The organism is Spirillospora sp. NPDC047418, from assembly GCF_040643275.1.
Lineage (GTDB): Bacteria > Actinomycetota > Actinomycetes > Streptosporangiales > Streptosporangiaceae > Spirillospora.
Genome location: NZ_JBEYTW010000005.1, coordinates 127,914 through 145,103, shown reverse-complemented (window position 1 = coordinate 145,103; position 17,190 = coordinate 127,914). Strand labels below are relative to the sequence as shown.

Here is a 17,190-nt window from a genome sequence, read left to right as displayed (position 1 = left end):
TGATGTCGAAGCGTGTCCGAATCAGGCAATGACCCGGCCGAGGAACCGGCGCCCACCATCGGCCAACGGTCAACGCAAGGCAGGGGGCGGGTCGAAGAGCTCGAAGCTGGCCTAGCAAGCAGATGCTCCCCGAATGCGCGGCATGCGCCCGTGCTGCTCGTAGACATGAGGGCAACATCGACGGTCGGGCAGGCACTGAGTCGGCCACGCCCCCACGGCCAACCCATAAGCGTCGCCCCAGTTTCGCGGGGCGCGTAGTCGCCCACGCTTCGCCCGTTCCCGCCAGAGAGCCCTCACCACCAAGCATCCAATCCACACAGCGGGGCCGACGGTCTCTGAGTAGCCCTCGGAGGAAACCGGAACCGCTCCCGAGATCGTGTCCAACGTGACCACCCAGCGGCGCGCGTGGTTCCCGGATGCGGCGGCGGTACAACTTCGCATTCGCCGGCCGGCGCGACCACCACGTCGGATGGCCGCTGCGATGCTTCACCCGCTCCTGCCCCGACGAGGCGCTCGCGACGGACGCTCCTCCGCTGCAGATGGGGCGCGCACGCATCACCTGATACGCCCTTCTCATCGGAGCCGCCGCACCGCCTGAGCCGCCGCACCGACTTCGCCGCGACCGGCGGAAAGGAAATCGCGTCCGAACCCCGTCCATCTCACATGCCTCCCGGGGATTCACGCCTTCTACCTCGCTTCGGTGGGATGCTTCCTCCTCTTGCGCATCCACCCTCCCTGGTGCTCTTACGCGCTCAGCAGCGTGACCCCGCGGTCTGGCCTTCCAGCGGTGGACCGTGGACGTTCGGGCTTGGCGGGCAATATCCTCTGGCGGAGCGGGCTCCCAGTGGTTCGATCTGAGGGGGTTCGGTTGGATCGCGAAGAGATGTGGCGGCACATCGGTGGACAGCGGCTGGCCATCGCGGAGAGCCTCACTGAGATTCGCTTGGACGAGTGGGAGCGGCCCTCGCTGTGTGAGGGCTGGCGTGTCCGAGACGTTGTCGCCCACATCGGCCTAGCCACGGAAATCACCTTGGGCTCGGCCCTGCGCGAGCTCGTGCGGGCGCGCGGGAACTTCCACCGATTCGTTCGGGAGACGGCGATCGAGCGCGCCGGCCTCCCGAACGATGAGCTGATCGCCATCCTGCGAAGAACTGCGGCTTCTCGACGACTCGCGCCAGGCACCACGACCAAGGAGCCGCTCCTGGACATCCTCGTCCACGCGCAGGACATCTTCGTTCCGCTCGGTCGCGAGTTCGCGATGCCGGAGCGTGCCGCACTGGTGGTGGCCGACCGTATCTGGCAGATTCCGCCGCCCTTCGGCTTCGGTGCCAAGAGGCGCCTGCGCGGACTTCACATCAAGGCAACGGACGCTCCCTGGTCGCGGGGTGAAGGGCCGCCTGTTTACGGCCCGCTCAATGTGATCATCCTTCTCATCGCCGGACGAGTCCCCGCGGCCCTCCCCCATCTTTCGGGGGATGGCATGGAAGTCCTCGCTGCCCGCCATGGCCAAGTCGGGACGGCGGAGTAGAAACCCGCGCCCACCCAGAATCGACTCCGGTGGATCAACCGGCCAAACGGACGGTCCCCGTCGCGCCGATCAAGAGACGGTCATTGCATGTCTGCCGTGCCGTCGCAGGTGACGGCCTGGGGTGAAGCGGTGTAGCACCAGCCTCCTCCGCCGAAATACCGTGTGCACCGTCGTACCGCTCTGACTGTCTCTCCAGAACACATCGACCGAGCAAGTGCTGTCGTTCGGTTAGGGACCGAGCCTGTTCGGGAGTTTCCCAGAAGCAGGGGCCGACGGCCGGCGGCCCGAACGCGGTCGTTGTCGACGCCTTCAGGGCTTCCCATGTTTCACGTGAAACCGAAGCAAGCGTCCTGGGCTCAGTTCGGACTTCGTCGCGTACCCGATGTGGCTGGGACGTCGCTCCACCATCGGCCGAAGCACCATCACACCATCCGCGAGGCGGCAGTGTCGGCGACGACCCGCCCCTCATCACAACCATTGCTGGCGTGATGCTCGGTGATCGCCAGATCAAGCTCGACGGTATCAACATCACCTACGAGAATCTGATCCCGCGGATGCGCAAGTCGTTCCCGGGGACCAGGAGCCGACGCACCGCACAGCGCACATCCGCGCGTTCGTGGATCGGGTGATCAGCTTCAGCGCCCGCCGCGGGGCAGCGCGGTGACCTTCGCGTGGCCGCGCGCCGGTGGTGGAGGGGACGCCAGCAGCTCCGCGTCGCGGGTGCCCGCCGGGGACGGGTCGGCGGCGCAGACCGCCAGAAGTGCGGCGAATGGGAGCTGGCCGCACCTGCCGGGGCGGCCCCGACACGTCCAATCCTCCGCGGGCCTGGGCGCCATCCACGATCTAGAAGCCACACGGACACCTGTACCGACCCCCGGTGGTGACTGAATGGGCGGATGCTGGCGGACGCGCACGCGCACGGTAAGCATCTTCTACTGGGGGTTCGACGACGACCTGACGCTGCCCGTCCACCCGGGAATCTACGGCGGGCTTGGAATACCACGCTCGCCGACCCGCTCAACGAGCCGTCACATCGGCCGCGATGGGGAGCAGCACTGGGCCATCATCCGACGGGCGGCCGGCAACGGCGTCCGACCGAGGATCAGGTGCGTCGTGGTCGCCGAGGACAACTCCACACCGACCCAGGGAGCCGCGCCGTGGAGTGGAGGTCGGGGCCGGGCTCGCCGAGGCTATAGGCCATCGCGGTCAGGCTCGCTCGCCTCAGGTGGCGGCCGCCCTTCAGCCACTGTGCCTCTCCGTCCGACAGGTTGTGGGTTCCGCGGTCCAGGGGAGACAGTCAAGGCGTGTTGCCCGGCAGCTGGCGCGAGGTGAAGCCAGCCATCCGGATACGGGCGGAGCGCGGGAAGTGCCCTGGTGTGTGTCCCGTGTGTCCGTGGTGTGAGGCGCTGGACCGGTGTGTGATCCGCCGATGGCATGTCGGCCATGGGGCCTCGGCCAGGGGCCAGCGGTGGATGAAGCCGTGGTTTCGCTAGGGCTGTGTGTGGCGCCGCCCGGGGTGGGGAGTTAGGTGATGCGCGTTTGGAGGAGGGACTCGCAGACTTCGCCCAGGTCCAGGCCGGCGACGCTGATGGCGCGGGGGAGAAGGCTTGTCTCGGTCATGCCGGGGGCGACGTTGACTTCGAGGAAGTGGACCTCGCCGTCGGGGGCGACGATGAGGTCAGTTCGGGAGATGTCGCGGAGGCCCAGGGCACGGTGGGCGGTGACGGCGGCGGAGGTGGCGCGGGCGGCGGCGTCCGGGGCGAGGCGGGCCGGGGTGACGAACTCGGTGTCGCCGGCGTCGTAGCGGGCCGTGTAGTCGTACAGGCCGCCGGGCGCGACGATCTCGACGGCCGGGAGGGCGACGGGGGCGCCGTCCTGCTCGATGACGCTCACGGAGACCTCGGTGCCGGAGATGTAGCGCTCGACGAGAGCAGCGTCGCCGTAGGCGAAGCAGCCGACCATGGCGGCCGAGAGTTCGGACGGCTCATGGACGACGGACGCGCCCAGGGCCGATCCGCCGCGGGTCGGCTTGACGAACAGGGGGAGGCCCAGGGCGCTCAGGATGCGGTCGAGGACGGATGCCGCACCGAGGTCGTGGAAGACCTCCTTCGGGAGGGCGACCGACTCGGGGGTGCGGAGGCCGGCGCGGCGGATGACCGCCTTGGCGGTCGGCTTGTCCCATGCGACACGACAGGCGTCCGGACGGGCGCCGAGATACGGCACATCGAGGAGTTCGAGGACTTCGCGGATCGAGCCGTCCTCCCCTGCGGCACCGTGCAGGACGGGGAAGACGATGTCCGGCGGGTCGTCCGCCAGGGAGTCCAGGAGTGTCGCGTCGGCGTCGCGTAGTTCGACCGGGATGTCGCGAGCGCGGAGCGCGTCGGTGACGCGCCGGCCGGACCTGAGCGACACCTCGCGCTCGTACGACAGTCCCCCGGCGAGGACGACGACATGCCTGAGTTCCACCGCGCTGCCCCTCTTGCTGGTGTCGTGCGCGTCCGCCGACGACCATCGGCGGACGCGCGTTTCACGTGAAACCTTCAGACGACGTCCGGTCCGGGAGCCTGGACACCGGTAGAGGTACCGCCGACGGAACCGCCGAACATGTCCCGGAGGCGGATCTCCTTCTCGACCACGTTCGCGAGCCGCCGGACGCCCTCCCGGATCCGGTGCGGCTCGGGGAAGCAGTACGACAGCCGCATGTGCCGGTGTCCGGTGCCGTCGGCGAAGAAACCGGTGCCCGGGACGTAGGCGACCCGCTCGGCGATCGCGCGCGGGGCCATCGCCTTGGCGTCGAGGCCCTCGGGCAGCGTCAGCCAGACGAAGAAGCCGCCGGCCGGACGCGTCCACGTGCAACCGTCCGGCATGAGCTGGTCAAGGGACTCCAGCATCGCGTCACGACGCTCCCGGTACAGCTCACGGAAGTCCTTGATCTGCTCCCGCCACGGCTGGGTCGCCAGGTACTCGCGGACGGCGAGCTGGGAGAAGTTCGACGGGCACAAAATCGCGGACTCGGCGGCCAGGACCAGCTTGGCCCGCACCGCGTGCGGCGCCAGCACCCAACCGACGCGGAGGCCGGAGGCGATCGTCTTGGAGAACGAACCGAGGTACAGGACGCGCTCGGAGTCGTCCGCCCGCAGCGCCCGCATGGGCTCGGCGTCGAAGCCGAGCAGCCCGTAGGGGTTGTCCTCGACGATCAGCACGTCGTACTCGGCGCAGATCTCCAGGATCTGGGCACGGCGCGCCGTGGTGAGGGTGACGCCGGCCGGGTTCTGGAACGTCGGCACCGTGTACAGGAACTTGACGCTGCGGCCCTGCGCGCGGAGCGACGAGAGCGTCTCGCGGAGCGCGGACGGGATGAGCCCGGCCTCGTCCAGCGGCACGTGCACGACCTCGGCCTGGTACGACGCGAAGGTGCCGAGCGCGCCGACATAGGACGGTGCCTCGGCCAGGACGACGTCGCCCGGGTCGACGAAGATCTTGGTGATGAGGTCGAGCGCCTGTTGCGCGCCGACCGTGACGACCACGTCGTCCGGGGACGCCTGAACGCCCTCCAGGGACATGACCTCGCAGATGTGCTCGCGGAGCAGTTCGTCCCCCTGCGCGGAGCCGTACTGCAGCACCTCGGCGCCCTTGCCGGCGACGAGGTCGCCGATCATCTGGCCGACGGCGTCGAGGGGCAGCGCCGACACGTACGGCGCGCCGCCCGCGAGCGAGACGATCTCCGGGCGAGCGACCATCGCGAACAGGGCCCGGATCTCGGACGGCACCATCCCGGCGGCGCGGGCGGCGTAGCGATCGGCATAGACGTCCGTCCGCGAATGCTGTTCCACGTGGCACCTCCGAGATGTGATGGCTTCCCAGAAAACTACGGCATGGCGGCCGCGCCGGACCGCTCCGGGTGTGGCGTGCCGCCCGGTCGGGGAAACTCCTGTCCGATACGATGCCCGCGGGTCCCGGTTTGTTGCCGGGAAGTTCCACCGCTACGGGTCCAGGCCGGGCGGGCGAGGATCGAGGCAGGGGGTGCCGACCCGGTGTCGCGTCGTCTCGTCAACATCACGCTGGACAATCTCGATGATCTACCGCACCGCTGTCGCGGCTGCGTGTTCTGGGAGCTGGATCCGGTCAGCCGGGACCGTGCGCTGGAGAGCGGCGACTCGGGACTGGAGAAGGAGGCGTGGATCTCCTCGACGCTCCTGGAGTGGGGCAGCTGCGGCAAGATCGCGTACGTGGACAACGTGCCGGCGGGCTTCGTGATGTACGCGCCGCCGCTGTACGTACCGCGCTCGGTGGCGTTCCCGACGAGCCCGGTCAGCGCGGACGCGGTGCTGCTGATGACCGCGCACATCCTGCCGGAGTTCGCGGGCGGCGGCCTCGGCCGGATGCTCGTCCAGGGCGTCGCCAAGGACCTGACCCGGCGCGCGGTGAAGGCGATCGAGGCGTTCGGCGACCTGAAGGGCGAGGACGGCGGGTGCATGGTGCCCGCCGACTATCTGCTGTCGGTCGGGTTCAAGACCGTCCGGCCGCACCACCGGTATCCGCGGCTGCGCCTGGAGCTGAAGTCGGCCCTGTCGTGGCGTGAGGACGTCGAGGTGGCCCTGGAACGGCTGCTGGGCTCCATGACCCCGGAGGGGGCGCTACGACCCGTCTGAGGGGATCTGAGGCGCTTTGACGCGTGTGGCCCGCACCCCGGCATGGGGTGCGGGCCACACGCTTTCGCGCTCGCCGCGGGAGACGGAGAGGCGGCTCGTTGGATCCCGCTCGTCGGATCCGCTCAGATGAACTCGGCGAGATCCCGCAGCAGGGCGGCCTTCGGCTTGGCGCCCATGATCTGCTTGACGACCTCGCCGTCCTTGTAGATGTTCATCGTCGGGATCTGCATGATCCCGTACTGCTGCGGCACCTGCGGGTTCTCGTCGATGTTCATCTTCACGATGTCGATCTTGTCGCTGTGCTCCTTGGAGATCTCCTCCAGGATCGGCGACACCATCCGGCACGGGCCGCACCACTCGGCCCAGAAGTCGACGAGGACGGGCTTGTCGCTCTTCAAAACCTCGATCGCGAAGTCGGCGTCGGTCACGGCTTTCATGGTTCTCCTTCTGTTCTCACGTGGCCAGGGCCCCCGGCCGTTCGTCCGTTCGCGTAGGCCGCGCGGGTCGGTCAGCGGGACGGGGACTCCCGCGTGCCATCAGGCTCCGAACGTGCGGTCACATCGACCTCCGCCCTGCCACCCTCCGCAACTGCGGGTTGGGCTGTGGAGCGAGGGCCTTCCGGGGCTTCGGGCCGCTGGTGTGCAGTCCCGGTGCAGTGCCGCTGTCGTGCGGGCTCCGGCGCCGCGGAGCCGAGGGCCCTGCGGGCCTTCGCGCCGCTGGCACGCGGTCTCAGTGTTGTCGTCGTGTGGGCTTCAGTGCCGCGGTTCGGCCGCGGAGGCGGGCCCTGTCCGGCTGTTTGGGCCCTTGGTCCGCAGGTCCGGGGTTGTCGTGGACTCCGGCGCCGCGGTTTGGACGCGGTCTCGGGGCCCTGCCGGGGGCTTCGGGCCCTTCGTACGCGGTCCGGGGGGTTGTCGTCGTGGAGGTTCCAGTGCAGCGGGCCTGGCCGACCCAGGGCCCTGTGGGACGTCGGGCCGCTGGTGCGGCGCAGTCCCACAGGGTGGCTCGACGGCCGCCGGGGAGGGTGGTCAGGCCTGGGGGACGGTCTCGGCGGCGTCCTGGTCCTGGAGCCAGCGCTCGGCGTCGATCGCGGCCGAGCAGCCGCTGCCCGCAGCGGTGATCGCCTGCCGGTAGATGTGGTCCACCACGTCACCGCACGCGAACACCCCCGGGATCTTCGTCCGGGTGGTGGGGGCGTCCACCAGCAGGTAGCCGTCGGTGTCGGTCTCCAGCTGGCCGGCGAACAGCTCGCTGCGCGGGTCGTGGCCGATCGCGATGAACAGCCCGGTGATCTCCAGCGCCGACTCGGCGCCGGTCTTGGTGTTGCGGACCGTCACGCCGGTCACCCGGTCCTCGCCCTGGATCGAGGCGACCTCGCTGTCCCACAGGAACTTGATCTTCTCGTTCGCGAACGCCCGATCCTGCATGATCTTGGACGCGCGCAGCTCGCCCCGCCGGTGAACCACGGTCACCGACCTGGCGAACTTGGTCAGGAAGATCGCCTCCTCCATCGCGGTGTCGCCGCCGCCGACGACGGCGATGTCCTGCTCGCGGAAGAAGAAGCCGTCACAGGTGGCACACCACGACACGCCGCGACCCGACAGCCGCTTCTCGTCCGGCAGCCCCAGCTCCCGGTATCCGGAGCCGGTCGCCACGATCACCGTCTTGGCCAGGTAGGTCTCGTCCCCGACCTTCACCACCTTGGGGTCGGCGGTCAGGTCCACCTCGGTGACGTCGTCGGTGATCAGCTCGGCGCCGAACCGCTCGGCCTGCTTGCGCAGGTTGTCCATGAGGTCCGGTCCCAAGATCCCGTCGGGGAACCCGGGGAAGTTCTCCACGTCGGTGGTGTTCATCAACGCGCCCCCGGCCGTCACCGACCCCTCGAACACCAGCGGCTTCAGATCGCCGCGAGCCGCGTAAACGGCGGCCGTGTAGCCCGCGGGTCCGGACCCGATCACGATGACGTTACGGACGTCGCTCACTGTTCTGCGCCTCTCCTCGTTGGCCGTTCGGTGCCGCACGACCCGGCCTGCCAGTCGCGTCAACCGATCCTAGGCCCCGGGGATTCCCGGGACACCCCGACCGGCCGTCCACCAGGCTCTACCCCCTCTAGGGTGAGGTGCATGGCACGCATTCTGCTTCTCCACTCGATGTACGGGCTGCGTCCGGCGGTGCACCAGGCGGCGGACCGGCTGCGCGCGGCGGGCCACGACGTCCACGTCCCCGACCTGTACGACGGGCGGGTCGTCGACGACGCCGAGGCCGGCATCGAGATCAAGGAGGAGATCGGCCGGGACGAACTGCTGCGCCGCGCCATCGCCGCGGCCGCGCCCCTGATCGGCGACGGCGGCCTGGTGTACGCGGGGTTCTCGCTCGGCGGGTCCATCGCGCAGAACCTCGCGTTCGCGGACGAGAGGGCAGGCGGCCTGCTGCTGATGCACGGCACGTCCGACATCGCGGAGGACGCGTCCACGGAGGTCCCGGTGCAGTTGCACGTCGCCGACCCCGACACGTGGGAGCCCGTCGACTGGCTGAACGCCTGGTACCTGCAGATGCGCAAGGCGGGCGCGGACGTGGAGGTCTACCGGTACCGCGGCGCCGGCCACCTGTTCACCGACCCGGACCTCCCCGACTACGACGCCGAAGCGGCGGAGAACGCCTGGACGACCGCCCTGGCCTTCCTCGACTCCCTGTAATTCCGCGCTACCGGATAGATGCCGCGGGTTGGCCCTGAACGATGAGCGCGACCGGTCGCCCGGCCCGCCCGCTGCCAGCTGCGCCCTGACGCCCGGCCAATGCCCCGCACACCCTCGACTCACGCCCGGTTCGTGGGGAGTTCGCATCCGGCTCATATCTAACTGGTGGCGAGTTCGCGCCCGTTTGTGGCCGACTCGCGTAGGTGTGTGGCCCGGCTCGTGGGGAAGCTCGGCGCCGGTTTGTGTCCAGCTTGTGGCGAGGTCGCGCCCGTTCGAGGCGAGTTCGTGCGCGGCTCGTGCCCGTTGGTGGCGAACTCGCGTCGGCGCGTGGCCCGGTTCGCGGCGAGCTTGTGCCCGGCTCGTGGGGAGTTCGCGTTCAGCTCGCGGGGAAGCTCGGCAGCCGGCTCGTGTCCCGGCCTGTGGTGAGCTCACGACCGTTTGTGGCGAGTTCGAGGTCGGGGTGCTTTCGGGTTGTGGTCGTTGGTGGGGGCCGTTCTCGGGGGTGAGCCGAGAACGGCGGGCGGTGGCGGTTGTGTTAGGCGTTGTCCAGTTTCTTTAGGACGTGCTGGTTTCGGGCGGAGCAGTCCGCTCCGACGACCCAGATGTTCCATTTGCCGGACTGGTCGCCGTGGACGGCGATGACGGTCGCGGGCCGGCCCTCGTACTTGGCGTTGTCGACGAGGGCGGGCGTCAGCCCGTGGGTGACGCCGTTGACGCACCCCTTGAGCTGCGCGGACGGTTCCCTGGAGGCGTTCTTGGCCTGCCGGTCGCCGACGAGCAGCCGGTCGACCTGCGCGCCCAGCGTCCCGGAAAGGTAGTCGGTGCCGCTGCTGGCGACCGTGAACGCCGCGGCCGGGGCGGCGTTCGGCGCCAACCCATGTTCCGAACTGGATTGGTCGGGATTGTCCTGTGCGGGGGCCGCCGCCTGACCGTGGTCGCCGGACACACCGTCCAGCGCCATCGTGCCGATGGTCGCGCCGCCTCCGGCGACGATCACCGCCGCCGCGGCCGCCGACAGTATCCGCCAATGCCGCCTTCCGCGCCGCTGCTCCATGCTCACCACGGTGGCGCTGTGCATCGATTCCGCGGCGATGGCGGTATCGATGCGCTCGGCCAGTTCGGCGGGCATGGACGGTACGGGTGCCTCCGCCAGGATCCGTGAGACGTCCGCAAGGTCGGCGGACAGGTCACGGCATTCGGCGCAGGTGTCCAGGTGCGCGTTGACGGAGGCGGCTTCGTCGTCTTCGAGCAGTCCCTCGGCCAAGTCGGCCAGGATGTCGTAGTCGTAGTGTGCGGGGTTCACTTGGGCATGCCACCTCCTTCCACACCTCCGACGTTTTTGCGATCCCGTCGGTTCCGGTGGTGGGTGAGAAGCGGCGCGAGGCGGGCGCGTCCGCGCGCGCAGCGGCTCTTGATCGTCCCGGCCGGGACCTCCATGACCCGCGCGGCGTCGTCGACGGAATAGCCCATCATGTCGACGAGGACGAGGGCGGCCCGCTGCTCGAACGGCAGCTGCTCCAGCGCGGTGCGGACGTCGAGGGACACGCCGTGCGCGTCCGTCGGGTCGGGCATCTTCGGCGCGACGGCGTCGAACGTCGCGTCGTCGCCCATCGGCGTCGCCGGCCGGACGGACTTGCGCCTGATGCGGTCGAGGCACGCGTTCACCACGATGCGGTGCAGCCAGGTGGTGACGGCGGCGTCCCCGCGGAACCGTCCGGCCGCGCGGAACGCCGAAAGGCACGCGTCCTGGAGCGCGTCGGCGGCCTCCTCCGGGTCGCCGAGGGTGCGCAGCGCGACCGCCCACATGCGGTCGCGGTGCCGGTGGACCAGTTCGGCGAACGCGTGCGGGTCCCCCTGGGCGTGCCGGGCGAGGAGTTCCTTGTCGGGCACCTCGCCCACGCGATGCATGCTCACCGACGTCATGAGCGCCCGCTTTCTCGTTCGGAACGCGGGGTCGGCGCCGGGCGTCCGCGACCGGCTGCTGGGGTAGGCACCACGGATTCCTGGGGGCGAGGGGATAATCTGCTCACAGGCACGATACAGACATGCGCCGCTCCACGTCACAGCGCTTCCGTACCGCGCGGACGCGGGTCAGCCTGCGGCTCCGTAGACGGTGACCTCTCCGAGCCGCCCCTTGAAGGACGCCGGCAGCTTCGTGAACCACACCACGACGTACTGCCCGGTGGCCTGCGGCGACGCGGTGATGGTCAGCTTGCCGCCGTTGGCGGGCTGCTCGCCGACGCGCTTGAGGTCGCTCGGGGACCGCGAGTCACCGACCCTGACCTGCAGCGTTCCGCCGCTCTCCGGCGAAATGATCTCGACTCGGGAGACCTTCACCGGCTTGCCCATGTCGAGCAGGACGCCCATGCCCTTGGAGTAGTTGCCGAAGTCGGCGTCCCGGTAGCTCTGCGTCTCCCACTTGCCGCTCGGCTTGCCGTCGATGACCGATTCGGCGTCCTTCGCGATGGACGTGTCCGGGTGGTCGGGCCGCGACTGCTGGACTCCCTCGATGTGCTGGACGTCCAGCTTGACCACGGTCGGCTGGGCGGGCGCGCTCGTCTTGGACCCGTCGGTGGCGCCGCCACCGCTCGGGTCGTCGCCGCCGCCGGTGCTGGTCAGCGCCCACGCGCCGATGCCGACGATGACGGTCAGCGCGGCCGCGGCGATGCCGAGCAGCGCGCGGTTCGCGGGGCGCTTGGGCGCGCCGGGACCGTGCGCCGGGGCCGTCCGGGTGGACGTGGACGGCGGCGGCGCGCCGTGCTGCGCGCGCGGCGGCGGGACGTGCGACGCCGTCGGCTGCTCGTGCGGCGGCTGCCGGTGCGGCCGCGCCGGGCCCGGTCCGGGCGCGGCGGGACGCTGCGGCGCCGCGGGACGTGCGGGCGGCGGAGCGGTCTGGCCGAGCCCGGCGAACAGCGGCAGCGGGGTGCGCGGCACGCCGCGCAGTGCCCTGGCGAGGTCGGCGGGGGACGCGAGCGGTTCGCCCGGCCCGATCCCGAGGCAGCGGCAGACGATCGCGTCGACCGCGTGCGAGATGCCGGCCTGCACCTGGCGGGGCGCGTGCGGGACCCCGTCGGCGGCGGGCGGGGCGGGCAGGTCGGAGGCGCTCTCGTCGCCGGGCCAGTGCGCGGTGAGCGCCGCGTACAGCATCCGGCCGAGGCCGCGGACGTCCTCGGCGGCGGGGTCGTCGGCCTGCCGGTCGTTCAGCACCGCGTCGGTCGCGATGCCGAGGATCTTGACGGTGCCGCCGGTCGTCCAGACGAGGTCGCGGGGGGTGAGGCAGAGGTGGGAGAGCCCGGCGGCGTGCGCGGCGGCGACGGCCTCGGCCGCCTCGTACAGCAGCGTCGCGGCGCGGCCCGGCTCCAGCGGGGCCTTGCCGAGCATGCCCTCGAGGGTTTCGCCGACCACCCATTCGCTGACGACGTAGGCGCTCTCACCGGAGTCGTCGGCGTCGAACACCTGGGTGCAGCGGGGGTCGGTCAGCCTGCTGGCCGACCGGGCGGAGGTGACGGCCTCGGCGATCCGGGGGAACTCGGGATCGAAGGTGCGGACGGCGACCGCCCGCGCGAGGATCTCGTCGATGGCCTTCCAGAGCGACGATCCACCGGAATCGCTGATGCGCTCTTCGAGGCGGTAGCGGCCGGCGAGACGCGTGCCGGGCTCGATGACTGACGTGCTCACGGCAACGTCCTGCACAGGTGGTCAGATCCCATGTTCGTGGCGTGGCAGCTTACGCCTCCGACCCTCCTCTTTGCGTTCCCCAGGGTGTCGCCCCGCAAGCCGTAGTCCCCCACATGGTAGTGCTTACTCGCCTGAGTGGCCGCCTTATCGCCGCGCGTCCTTTTTACTTTCCGATGTGATCCGCGCCCGTCGCGCCCGTCGCGCCCGTCCTCACCGTGCCCGTCCTCACCGTGCTCGTCCTCACCGGCCGGGCAGCCGGCGCGCGAACGTCCCGATGGCGGTCTGGATCTCCTCGACCCGCATCAGCTTGGCGAAGACCACGTACAGCAGCCCGCCGCCGACGGACCCGACGACCAGGGTGACCAGCGCGGGGACCATCGCCGAGGTGTTCCCGACGGCGTCGGCGACGGTGTGCGCGGCGTAGGCGAACCCGATCAGCGGCCAGACGGCGACGAGGAGCTTCAGGTGGCCGCCGATGATCCGCCGGCCGTCGATCCCGCCGAGCTTGCGGCGCAGCACCAGCCAGCAGGTGATGGTGCCGACCACGTTGGCGATCGCGAACCCGCCGGCGATGCCGACCACGATCCACTTGACGCCGAGGAGGTTGTAGGCGGTGAACGCCATCGCGATGTTGGCCGTGGTGACGACGAGGCCGATCAGCGCGGGCATCTTCGTGTCGCCGTGGGAGTAGAAGACGCGGAGCATGAGCTGGTAGATCGAGAACGGCACGAGCGCGATCGCGAACATCTGCATGACCCGCGCGATGACCAGCGCGTCGTCCGGCGAGGTGTTGCCGTGCGCGAACAGCACCGTGGTGATCTCCGGGCCGAGCACCAGCATCAGCGCCGCCGCCGGCATGATGATCACCGAGGAGAGCCGCAGCCCGCTGGAGAACGCGGCGCGCACGTCGGCGGTCTTGCCCTCGGCGGCGAACCGGCTCATCCGGGGCAGCAGCGCGGTGATCACCGAGACGCCGACGATCGCGTAGGGCAGCTGGAAGAGCTGGTAGGCGTTGAAGTACGGGGTGTAGCCGTAGCCCTCGCCGAGCCCCTCGTCCACGGCCAGGTTGCCGGCCGCGTTGGCCAGCGCGGTGACGACGGCGAGCGCGGCCTGGGTGGCGATGACGTACAGCAGCGTCCAGCCGGCCATCCGGCCGACCTCGCCGATCTCGCCGCGCTTGAAGTCCAGCCGGGGCCGCCAGCGGAAGCCGACGCGGCGCAGCGACGGCCACAGCGCGACCGTCTGCAGGACGATGCCGCCGGTCGTGCCGAGGTACAGCAGCATGAGCTGGGAGTCGGAGATGCTGGACGGGTCGACGCGTCCCGTGGTGATCGCCAGGAACGCGCCGCCGACCGCGATCACCACGATGTTGTTCAGGACCGGCGCCCACATCGGCGCGGCGAAGCTGCCGCGCGTGTTCAGGATGGCCCCGGCGAACGCGCCGACGCCGTAGAAGAACAGCTGCGGCAGGAAGAACTGCGCGAACAGGACGGCGACCTTGCGCTGGTCGCCGGTGTAGCTGCCGGCCAGGATGTCGATGAAGAGCGGCGCGCACAGCACGGCGACGATGGTGAGGGCGCCGAGGCCGATCACCGCGAGGGTGAACACGCGCTGCTCGTACTGCTCGCCGTAGGCGCGGTCGCGCTGCTTGGCCCGCACCAGCAGCGGGACGATGACGCTGGTCAGGATGCCGCCGAGCAGCAGGTCGTAGATCTGGTTGGGGATCGTGTTGGCGGTGTTGTAGGCGTTGGCGAGCAGCCCGGTGCCGAGCGCGGCGACGATGACGGCGGTGCGCAGGAAGCCGGTGATGCGGGACGCGAGGGTGCCCACCGCCATGATCGCGCCGGACCGCAGGATGCCGCCGGAGGTGCCCTTGCCGCCGTCCCCCTCGCCGGGCGGGGGGACGGGCGTGTCGACGACCGTCTCGGCTACGGGCGCGTGCCCGCCGGGGACGGGAAGGTCAATCGCCGTCTCGGCGGCGATGTTCGCCGCGCCGCGCGGAGGGCCCATCGGCGGCGGGCTCGGATATCCCGCCGGATTCGGCGCGTTCCGCGGCGGCGGTCCCGGTGGGCCCGGCGGGACCGGTGGCCTCTGGGAATGCCTCCCCGGAGGCGGCCCCTGCGGCCCCTGTGGGCCCTGCGGAGACTGCCCCTGTGGCCCCTGGTGCGGCGGGCCCTGACGCGGAGGCCCCTGGTGTGGAGGCCCCTGGGGAGGCGGGCCGTGCGGCCTCTGCCCCGGGCCCGGTGGCGGCGGACCCGGCGGATATCCCTGACCCTGGGGATATCCCTGGTCCGGCGGGTTGCCCCCCGCCGGACGTCCCTGCCCCGGGCGCCCCGGGGAATTCGGCGGCGGGTATCCCGGCCCCCGGGAACCCGGGGCCGGGGAATCCGGTCCCCTGTTCCCCTGCTCCCGCCGATCCCATTCCGGTCGACCCGTCACCGGCTGCCTCCGCTTTCCGGCGGCGCCTCGCTCTGATGGCCCGCACTCCGACGCCCACGAAGAGTACGGCAAGTCCGCCGCCGGTGATGAGCAGTGCGAGGCGTCCGTAGCCCGTGACGGTCACGGTGATCGATTCGCCGTCCCCGTACGTCCGGCCGCCCGAGCCGGGGATCTGCAACTCCAGCGAGACGTGGAAGTTGCCGTTGCCGGCCGCCTGGGCGGGGATCCAGCGCTGGGCCCGCTCCCCGGGCGCCAGCTCGATGACGGCGTCCTCGGGCGCCAGCGCCCCGAGCCGCAACTTCGCGCTGTTCTCCGACGTGGCGACGAGCCGGACCTTGACCGCCTGGTCGGGCAGCGTGTTCTCCACGAGCACCGGCAGCCGGCCCGAGCTGCCGCCCATCAGCACCCGTTTGCTCTTGGTGGTGACGATGCGGACCAGGTGCATGTCCCCGGTGAGCTCGTCCTCCAGCTGCTTGCGCGCGGCCCTGGCGTGTCGCGGCGAGGTCCGCCACGCCGCCGACTCCATGCGCAGCAGCGCCCGCTCGTAGGAGATCCGGGTCGAGCCGGTCATCACGGCCTCGAACGACCCGGCCTGCCGGGCGATCTCCTGCACCTGGGCGAGGTGCGCGTCGCCGAGCTCGTACTGCTGGTAGTCGTCGGAGTAGCCGTTGAAGACGCGGCCCTGCGGCTGCGCCGACTCGATCTTGCTCAGCGGCACCTCGCGCAGCCATTTGGCGCCCTTGGTGTACTTCAGCAGGTTCTTCGCGACGCCGTCCGCCGGGTTCCAGTGCCGGTCGGGGGCGAGGACGACGGTGCGCGGCCGGTTCGGCGCCTCGCCCGCGATCATCGCCGTCTCGGCCAGGAAGCGCTGCTCGGTCAGCAGTCCCCCGGAGACCGATCGCGACCCCTCGCTGACGATCTTGTTGAGCTTCTCGTCGTACAGCAGCGCCTTCTTGTCGCCGTAGTGCGTCGGGAGCGTCGTCGTCGCGTTCGGCAGCGCCCCGGCCGCCGGGTTCTGGAACTGCGAGCTGCTCATCAGGAAGGCCCCGCCGCCCTTCAGGGCGTTCTTGGCCAGCTGGTCGACGGTGCCGGGCCCGGCGGCGCCGGACGGCGGCCAGGCGACGTGCGCGTCCGCGGCGCGTCCGAGGACCTGCGTCGCGACGCCGGTGTTCCGCTCGTCGAACGCGACGCCGATGTCGCGGGGCGTCTTGCGGCGGACGAGCGCCACGACGTCCGGGTCGGCGTAGGGCAGGGTGAAGTAGGGGTCCTTCTTCGAGGCGTTCTTCAGCGCGGTCAGCCAGGCCGCCGCGGCCGCGCTCTTCTTCTTCTGGACGCCCTTCTTCGCGCCGGGCGCCCGGACGGTGTAGTCGCCGGACGCCATCTGCCGCACGTCGTCCAGCAGCGCCGGGTCGATCCCCCACGTGACGGGCGTGTCGGTCGCGGACGCCGCGTTGACGAGCCTGTCGAGCCGGCCGCCGGGCGCCACCGACTTGGCGAGGTCGTCGTCGATGAACGTCCGGTCGTTGGTGCGGTGCATCCCGTCCACGAGCGGCCAGACCCAGCCGACCGAGACCGGCGTGAACGCGGCCTTCTTCGGCATGAACGTCAGGAATGTCGTGATGCCCCCGACGACCTGCCGCGCTGAGTTCAGGACCTCGACGCCGACCGGGTAGACGCCGGGGGTGCCGGTCGGTGCGCGGAGGCCCAGGTCCTTGACCGTGGTCTCGAACCGCCAGCTCTGCTTCACCCCGGGTGCCGCCGCCCCCGGGATCTGCTTCTCCGGGCCGACGTTCGGCAGCGCGTTCGGCGGGCTGGCCGCGAGCTGGTCGAGCTGGCTGCGGCTGAGGACGGGCGTCGTGCCGTACCGGAGCCGCAGGCGGAGGCCGGGCAGCTCGTGGCCGGTGCGGTTCTTGGCCAGCCCGGCGATCTCGATGCGCGACTTCTCGTTGACGCTCTTCGGATCGACCTTGGTGAGCGCCATGGCGACCTGCGCCTTCGCTTGTGCCCGGGTCTTCGCCTGCGCCTGTACCGGCGGCTGAGCCTGCGCGGAGGCGGGCGCGCGGCGCGCGAGGTCGGGGGACGCCAGTGCCGCCGGCGCCGCCATCGCCATGCAGGGCAGCAGAGCGGCCAGCGCCACCGCGCGTTTGACCGTCCTCACGCCTTACCGGCCGCCTCGGGACGGCGGGCGAACATTTCCCGC

General features: G+C 70.8%; 14 protein-coding genes. 4 read left to right on the top strand and 10 right to left on the bottom strand.

The features are described 5' to 3' along the window. Positions 1-868: 868 nt before the first annotated feature. Complete coding sequence (locus ABZ806_RS04915; protein WP_500215411.1) at positions 869-1,528, top strand: maleylpyruvate isomerase family mycothiol-dependent enzyme; 660 nt, start codon at positions 869-871, stop codon at positions 1,526-1,528. A gap of 485 nt (positions 1,529-2,013) precedes the next feature. Then, complete coding sequence (locus ABZ806_RS04910; protein WP_500215409.1) at positions 2,014-2,157, top strand: hypothetical protein; 144 nt, start codon at positions 2,014-2,016, stop codon at positions 2,155-2,157. A gap of 6 nt (positions 2,158-2,163) precedes the next feature. On the opposite strand, the gene ABZ806_RS04905 is transcribed toward ABZ806_RS04910, so the two are convergent. The 3 genes from ABZ806_RS04905 to ABZ806_RS04895 form a co-directional block, all read right to left on the bottom strand. Then, positions 2,164-2,364: a hypothetical protein gene (locus tag ABZ806_RS04905; protein ID WP_500215407.1), complete on the bottom strand. Its 201-nt coding sequence runs from the start codon at positions 2,362-2,364 to the stop codon at positions 2,164-2,166. Positions 2,365-3,052: 688 nt separating this feature from the next. Continuing rightward, positions 3,053-3,994 (bottom strand): D-alanine--D-alanine ligase family protein, encoded by a 942-nt coding sequence (locus ABZ806_RS04900; protein ID WP_500215405.1) that lies wholly within the window; start codon positions 3,992-3,994, stop codon positions 3,053-3,055. A gap of 74 nt (positions 3,995-4,068) precedes the next feature. Next, the gene (locus ABZ806_RS04895; protein ID WP_500215512.1) at positions 4,069-5,301 is read right to left on the bottom strand and encodes an aminotransferase-like domain-containing protein; all 1,233 of its coding nucleotides are present in this window, start codon (positions 5,299-5,301) and stop codon (positions 4,069-4,071) included. Between the two features lie 261 nt (positions 5,302-5,562). Between ABZ806_RS04895 and ABZ806_RS04890 the strand changes: the two genes are divergently transcribed. Further along, positions 5,563-6,180, top strand: a complete 618-nt coding sequence (locus ABZ806_RS04890) for a GNAT family N-acetyltransferase (protein ID WP_089327674.1) — start codon at positions 5,563-5,565, stop codon at positions 6,178-6,180. Between the two features lie 122 nt (positions 6,181-6,302). Here ABZ806_RS04890 and trxA read toward each other — a convergent pair whose 3' ends face one another. Both trxA and trxB read right to left on the bottom strand, forming a co-directional pair. Further along, on the bottom strand, positions 6,303-6,617 hold the full coding sequence (gene trxA, locus ABZ806_RS04885; RefSeq protein WP_500215403.1) for a thioredoxin: 315 nt from the start codon (positions 6,615-6,617) through the stop codon (positions 6,303-6,305). 588 nt (positions 6,618-7,205) lie between these two features. Continuing rightward, positions 7,206-8,159, bottom strand: coding sequence for a thioredoxin-disulfide reductase (gene trxB / locus ABZ806_RS04880; RefSeq protein WP_500215402.1), 954 nt, complete (start codon positions 8,157-8,159; stop codon positions 7,206-7,208). Between the two features lie 141 nt (positions 8,160-8,300). On the opposite strand from trxB, the gene ABZ806_RS04875 reads away from it, so the two are divergent. Beyond that, the gene (locus ABZ806_RS04875) at positions 8,301-8,873 is read left to right on the top strand and encodes a dienelactone hydrolase family protein (protein WP_500215401.1); all 573 of its coding nucleotides are present in this window, start codon (positions 8,301-8,303) and stop codon (positions 8,871-8,873) included. A 535-nt stretch (positions 8,874-9,408) separates the two neighbouring features. Here ABZ806_RS04875 and ABZ806_RS04870 read toward each other — a convergent pair. The 5 genes from ABZ806_RS04870 to ABZ806_RS04850 all read right to left on the bottom strand — a co-directional run bounded on the left by ABZ806_RS04870 (position 9,409) and on the right by ABZ806_RS04850 (position 17,148). Then, positions 9,409-10,176, bottom strand: a complete 768-nt coding sequence (locus ABZ806_RS04870; protein ID WP_500215399.1) for an anti-sigma factor family protein — start codon at positions 10,174-10,176, stop codon at positions 9,409-9,411. Continuing rightward, positions 10,173-10,796, bottom strand: coding sequence for an RNA polymerase sigma factor SigM (sigM, locus tag ABZ806_RS04865; RefSeq protein ID WP_396452468.1), 624 nt, complete (start codon positions 10,794-10,796; stop codon positions 10,173-10,175). The genes ABZ806_RS04870 and sigM overlap by 4 nt, the downstream gene beginning before the upstream one ends. Before the next feature lie 168 nt (positions 10,797-10,964). Continuing rightward, positions 10,965-12,551: a protein kinase family protein gene (locus ABZ806_RS04860; RefSeq protein WP_500215397.1), complete on the bottom strand. Its 1,587-nt coding sequence runs from the start codon at positions 12,549-12,551 to the stop codon at positions 10,965-10,967. 240 nt (positions 12,552-12,791) lie between these two features. Next, positions 12,792-14,561: a murein biosynthesis integral membrane protein MurJ gene (gene murJ, locus ABZ806_RS04855; RefSeq protein WP_500215395.1), complete on the bottom strand. Its 1,770-nt coding sequence runs from the start codon at positions 14,559-14,561 to the stop codon at positions 12,792-12,794. Next, positions 14,512-17,148, bottom strand: a complete 2,637-nt coding sequence (locus ABZ806_RS04850) for a DUF6049 family protein (protein WP_500215393.1) — start codon at positions 17,146-17,148, stop codon at positions 14,512-14,514. The genes murJ and ABZ806_RS04850 overlap by 50 nt, the downstream gene beginning before the upstream one ends. Positions 17,149-17,190 lie beyond the last annotated feature (42 nt).

Coding starts and splice junctions, on each gene's coding strand:
- ABZ806_RS04895 (WP_500215512.1), bottom strand. CDS start 5,301: ATGGTGCCGTCCGAGATCCGGGCCCTGTTCGCGATGGTCGCTCGCCCG.
- sigM (WP_396452468.1), bottom strand. CDS start 10,796: ATGACGTCGGTGAGCATGCATCGCGTGGGCGAGGTGCCCGACAAGGAA.
- ABZ806_RS04875 (WP_500215401.1), top strand. CDS start 8,301: ATGGCACGCATTCTGCTTCTCCACTCGATGTACGGGCTGCGTCCGGCG.
- murJ (WP_500215395.1), bottom strand. CDS start 14,561: ATGGGCCCTCCGCGCGGCGCGGCGAACATCGCCGCCGAGACGGCGATT.
- trxA (WP_500215403.1), bottom strand. CDS start 6,617: ATGAAAGCCGTGACCGACGCCGACTTCGCGATCGAGGTTTTGAAGAGC.
- ABZ806_RS04905 (WP_500215407.1), bottom strand. CDS start 2,364: ATGGCGCCCAGGCCCGCGGAGGATTGGACGTGTCGGGGCCGCCCCGGC.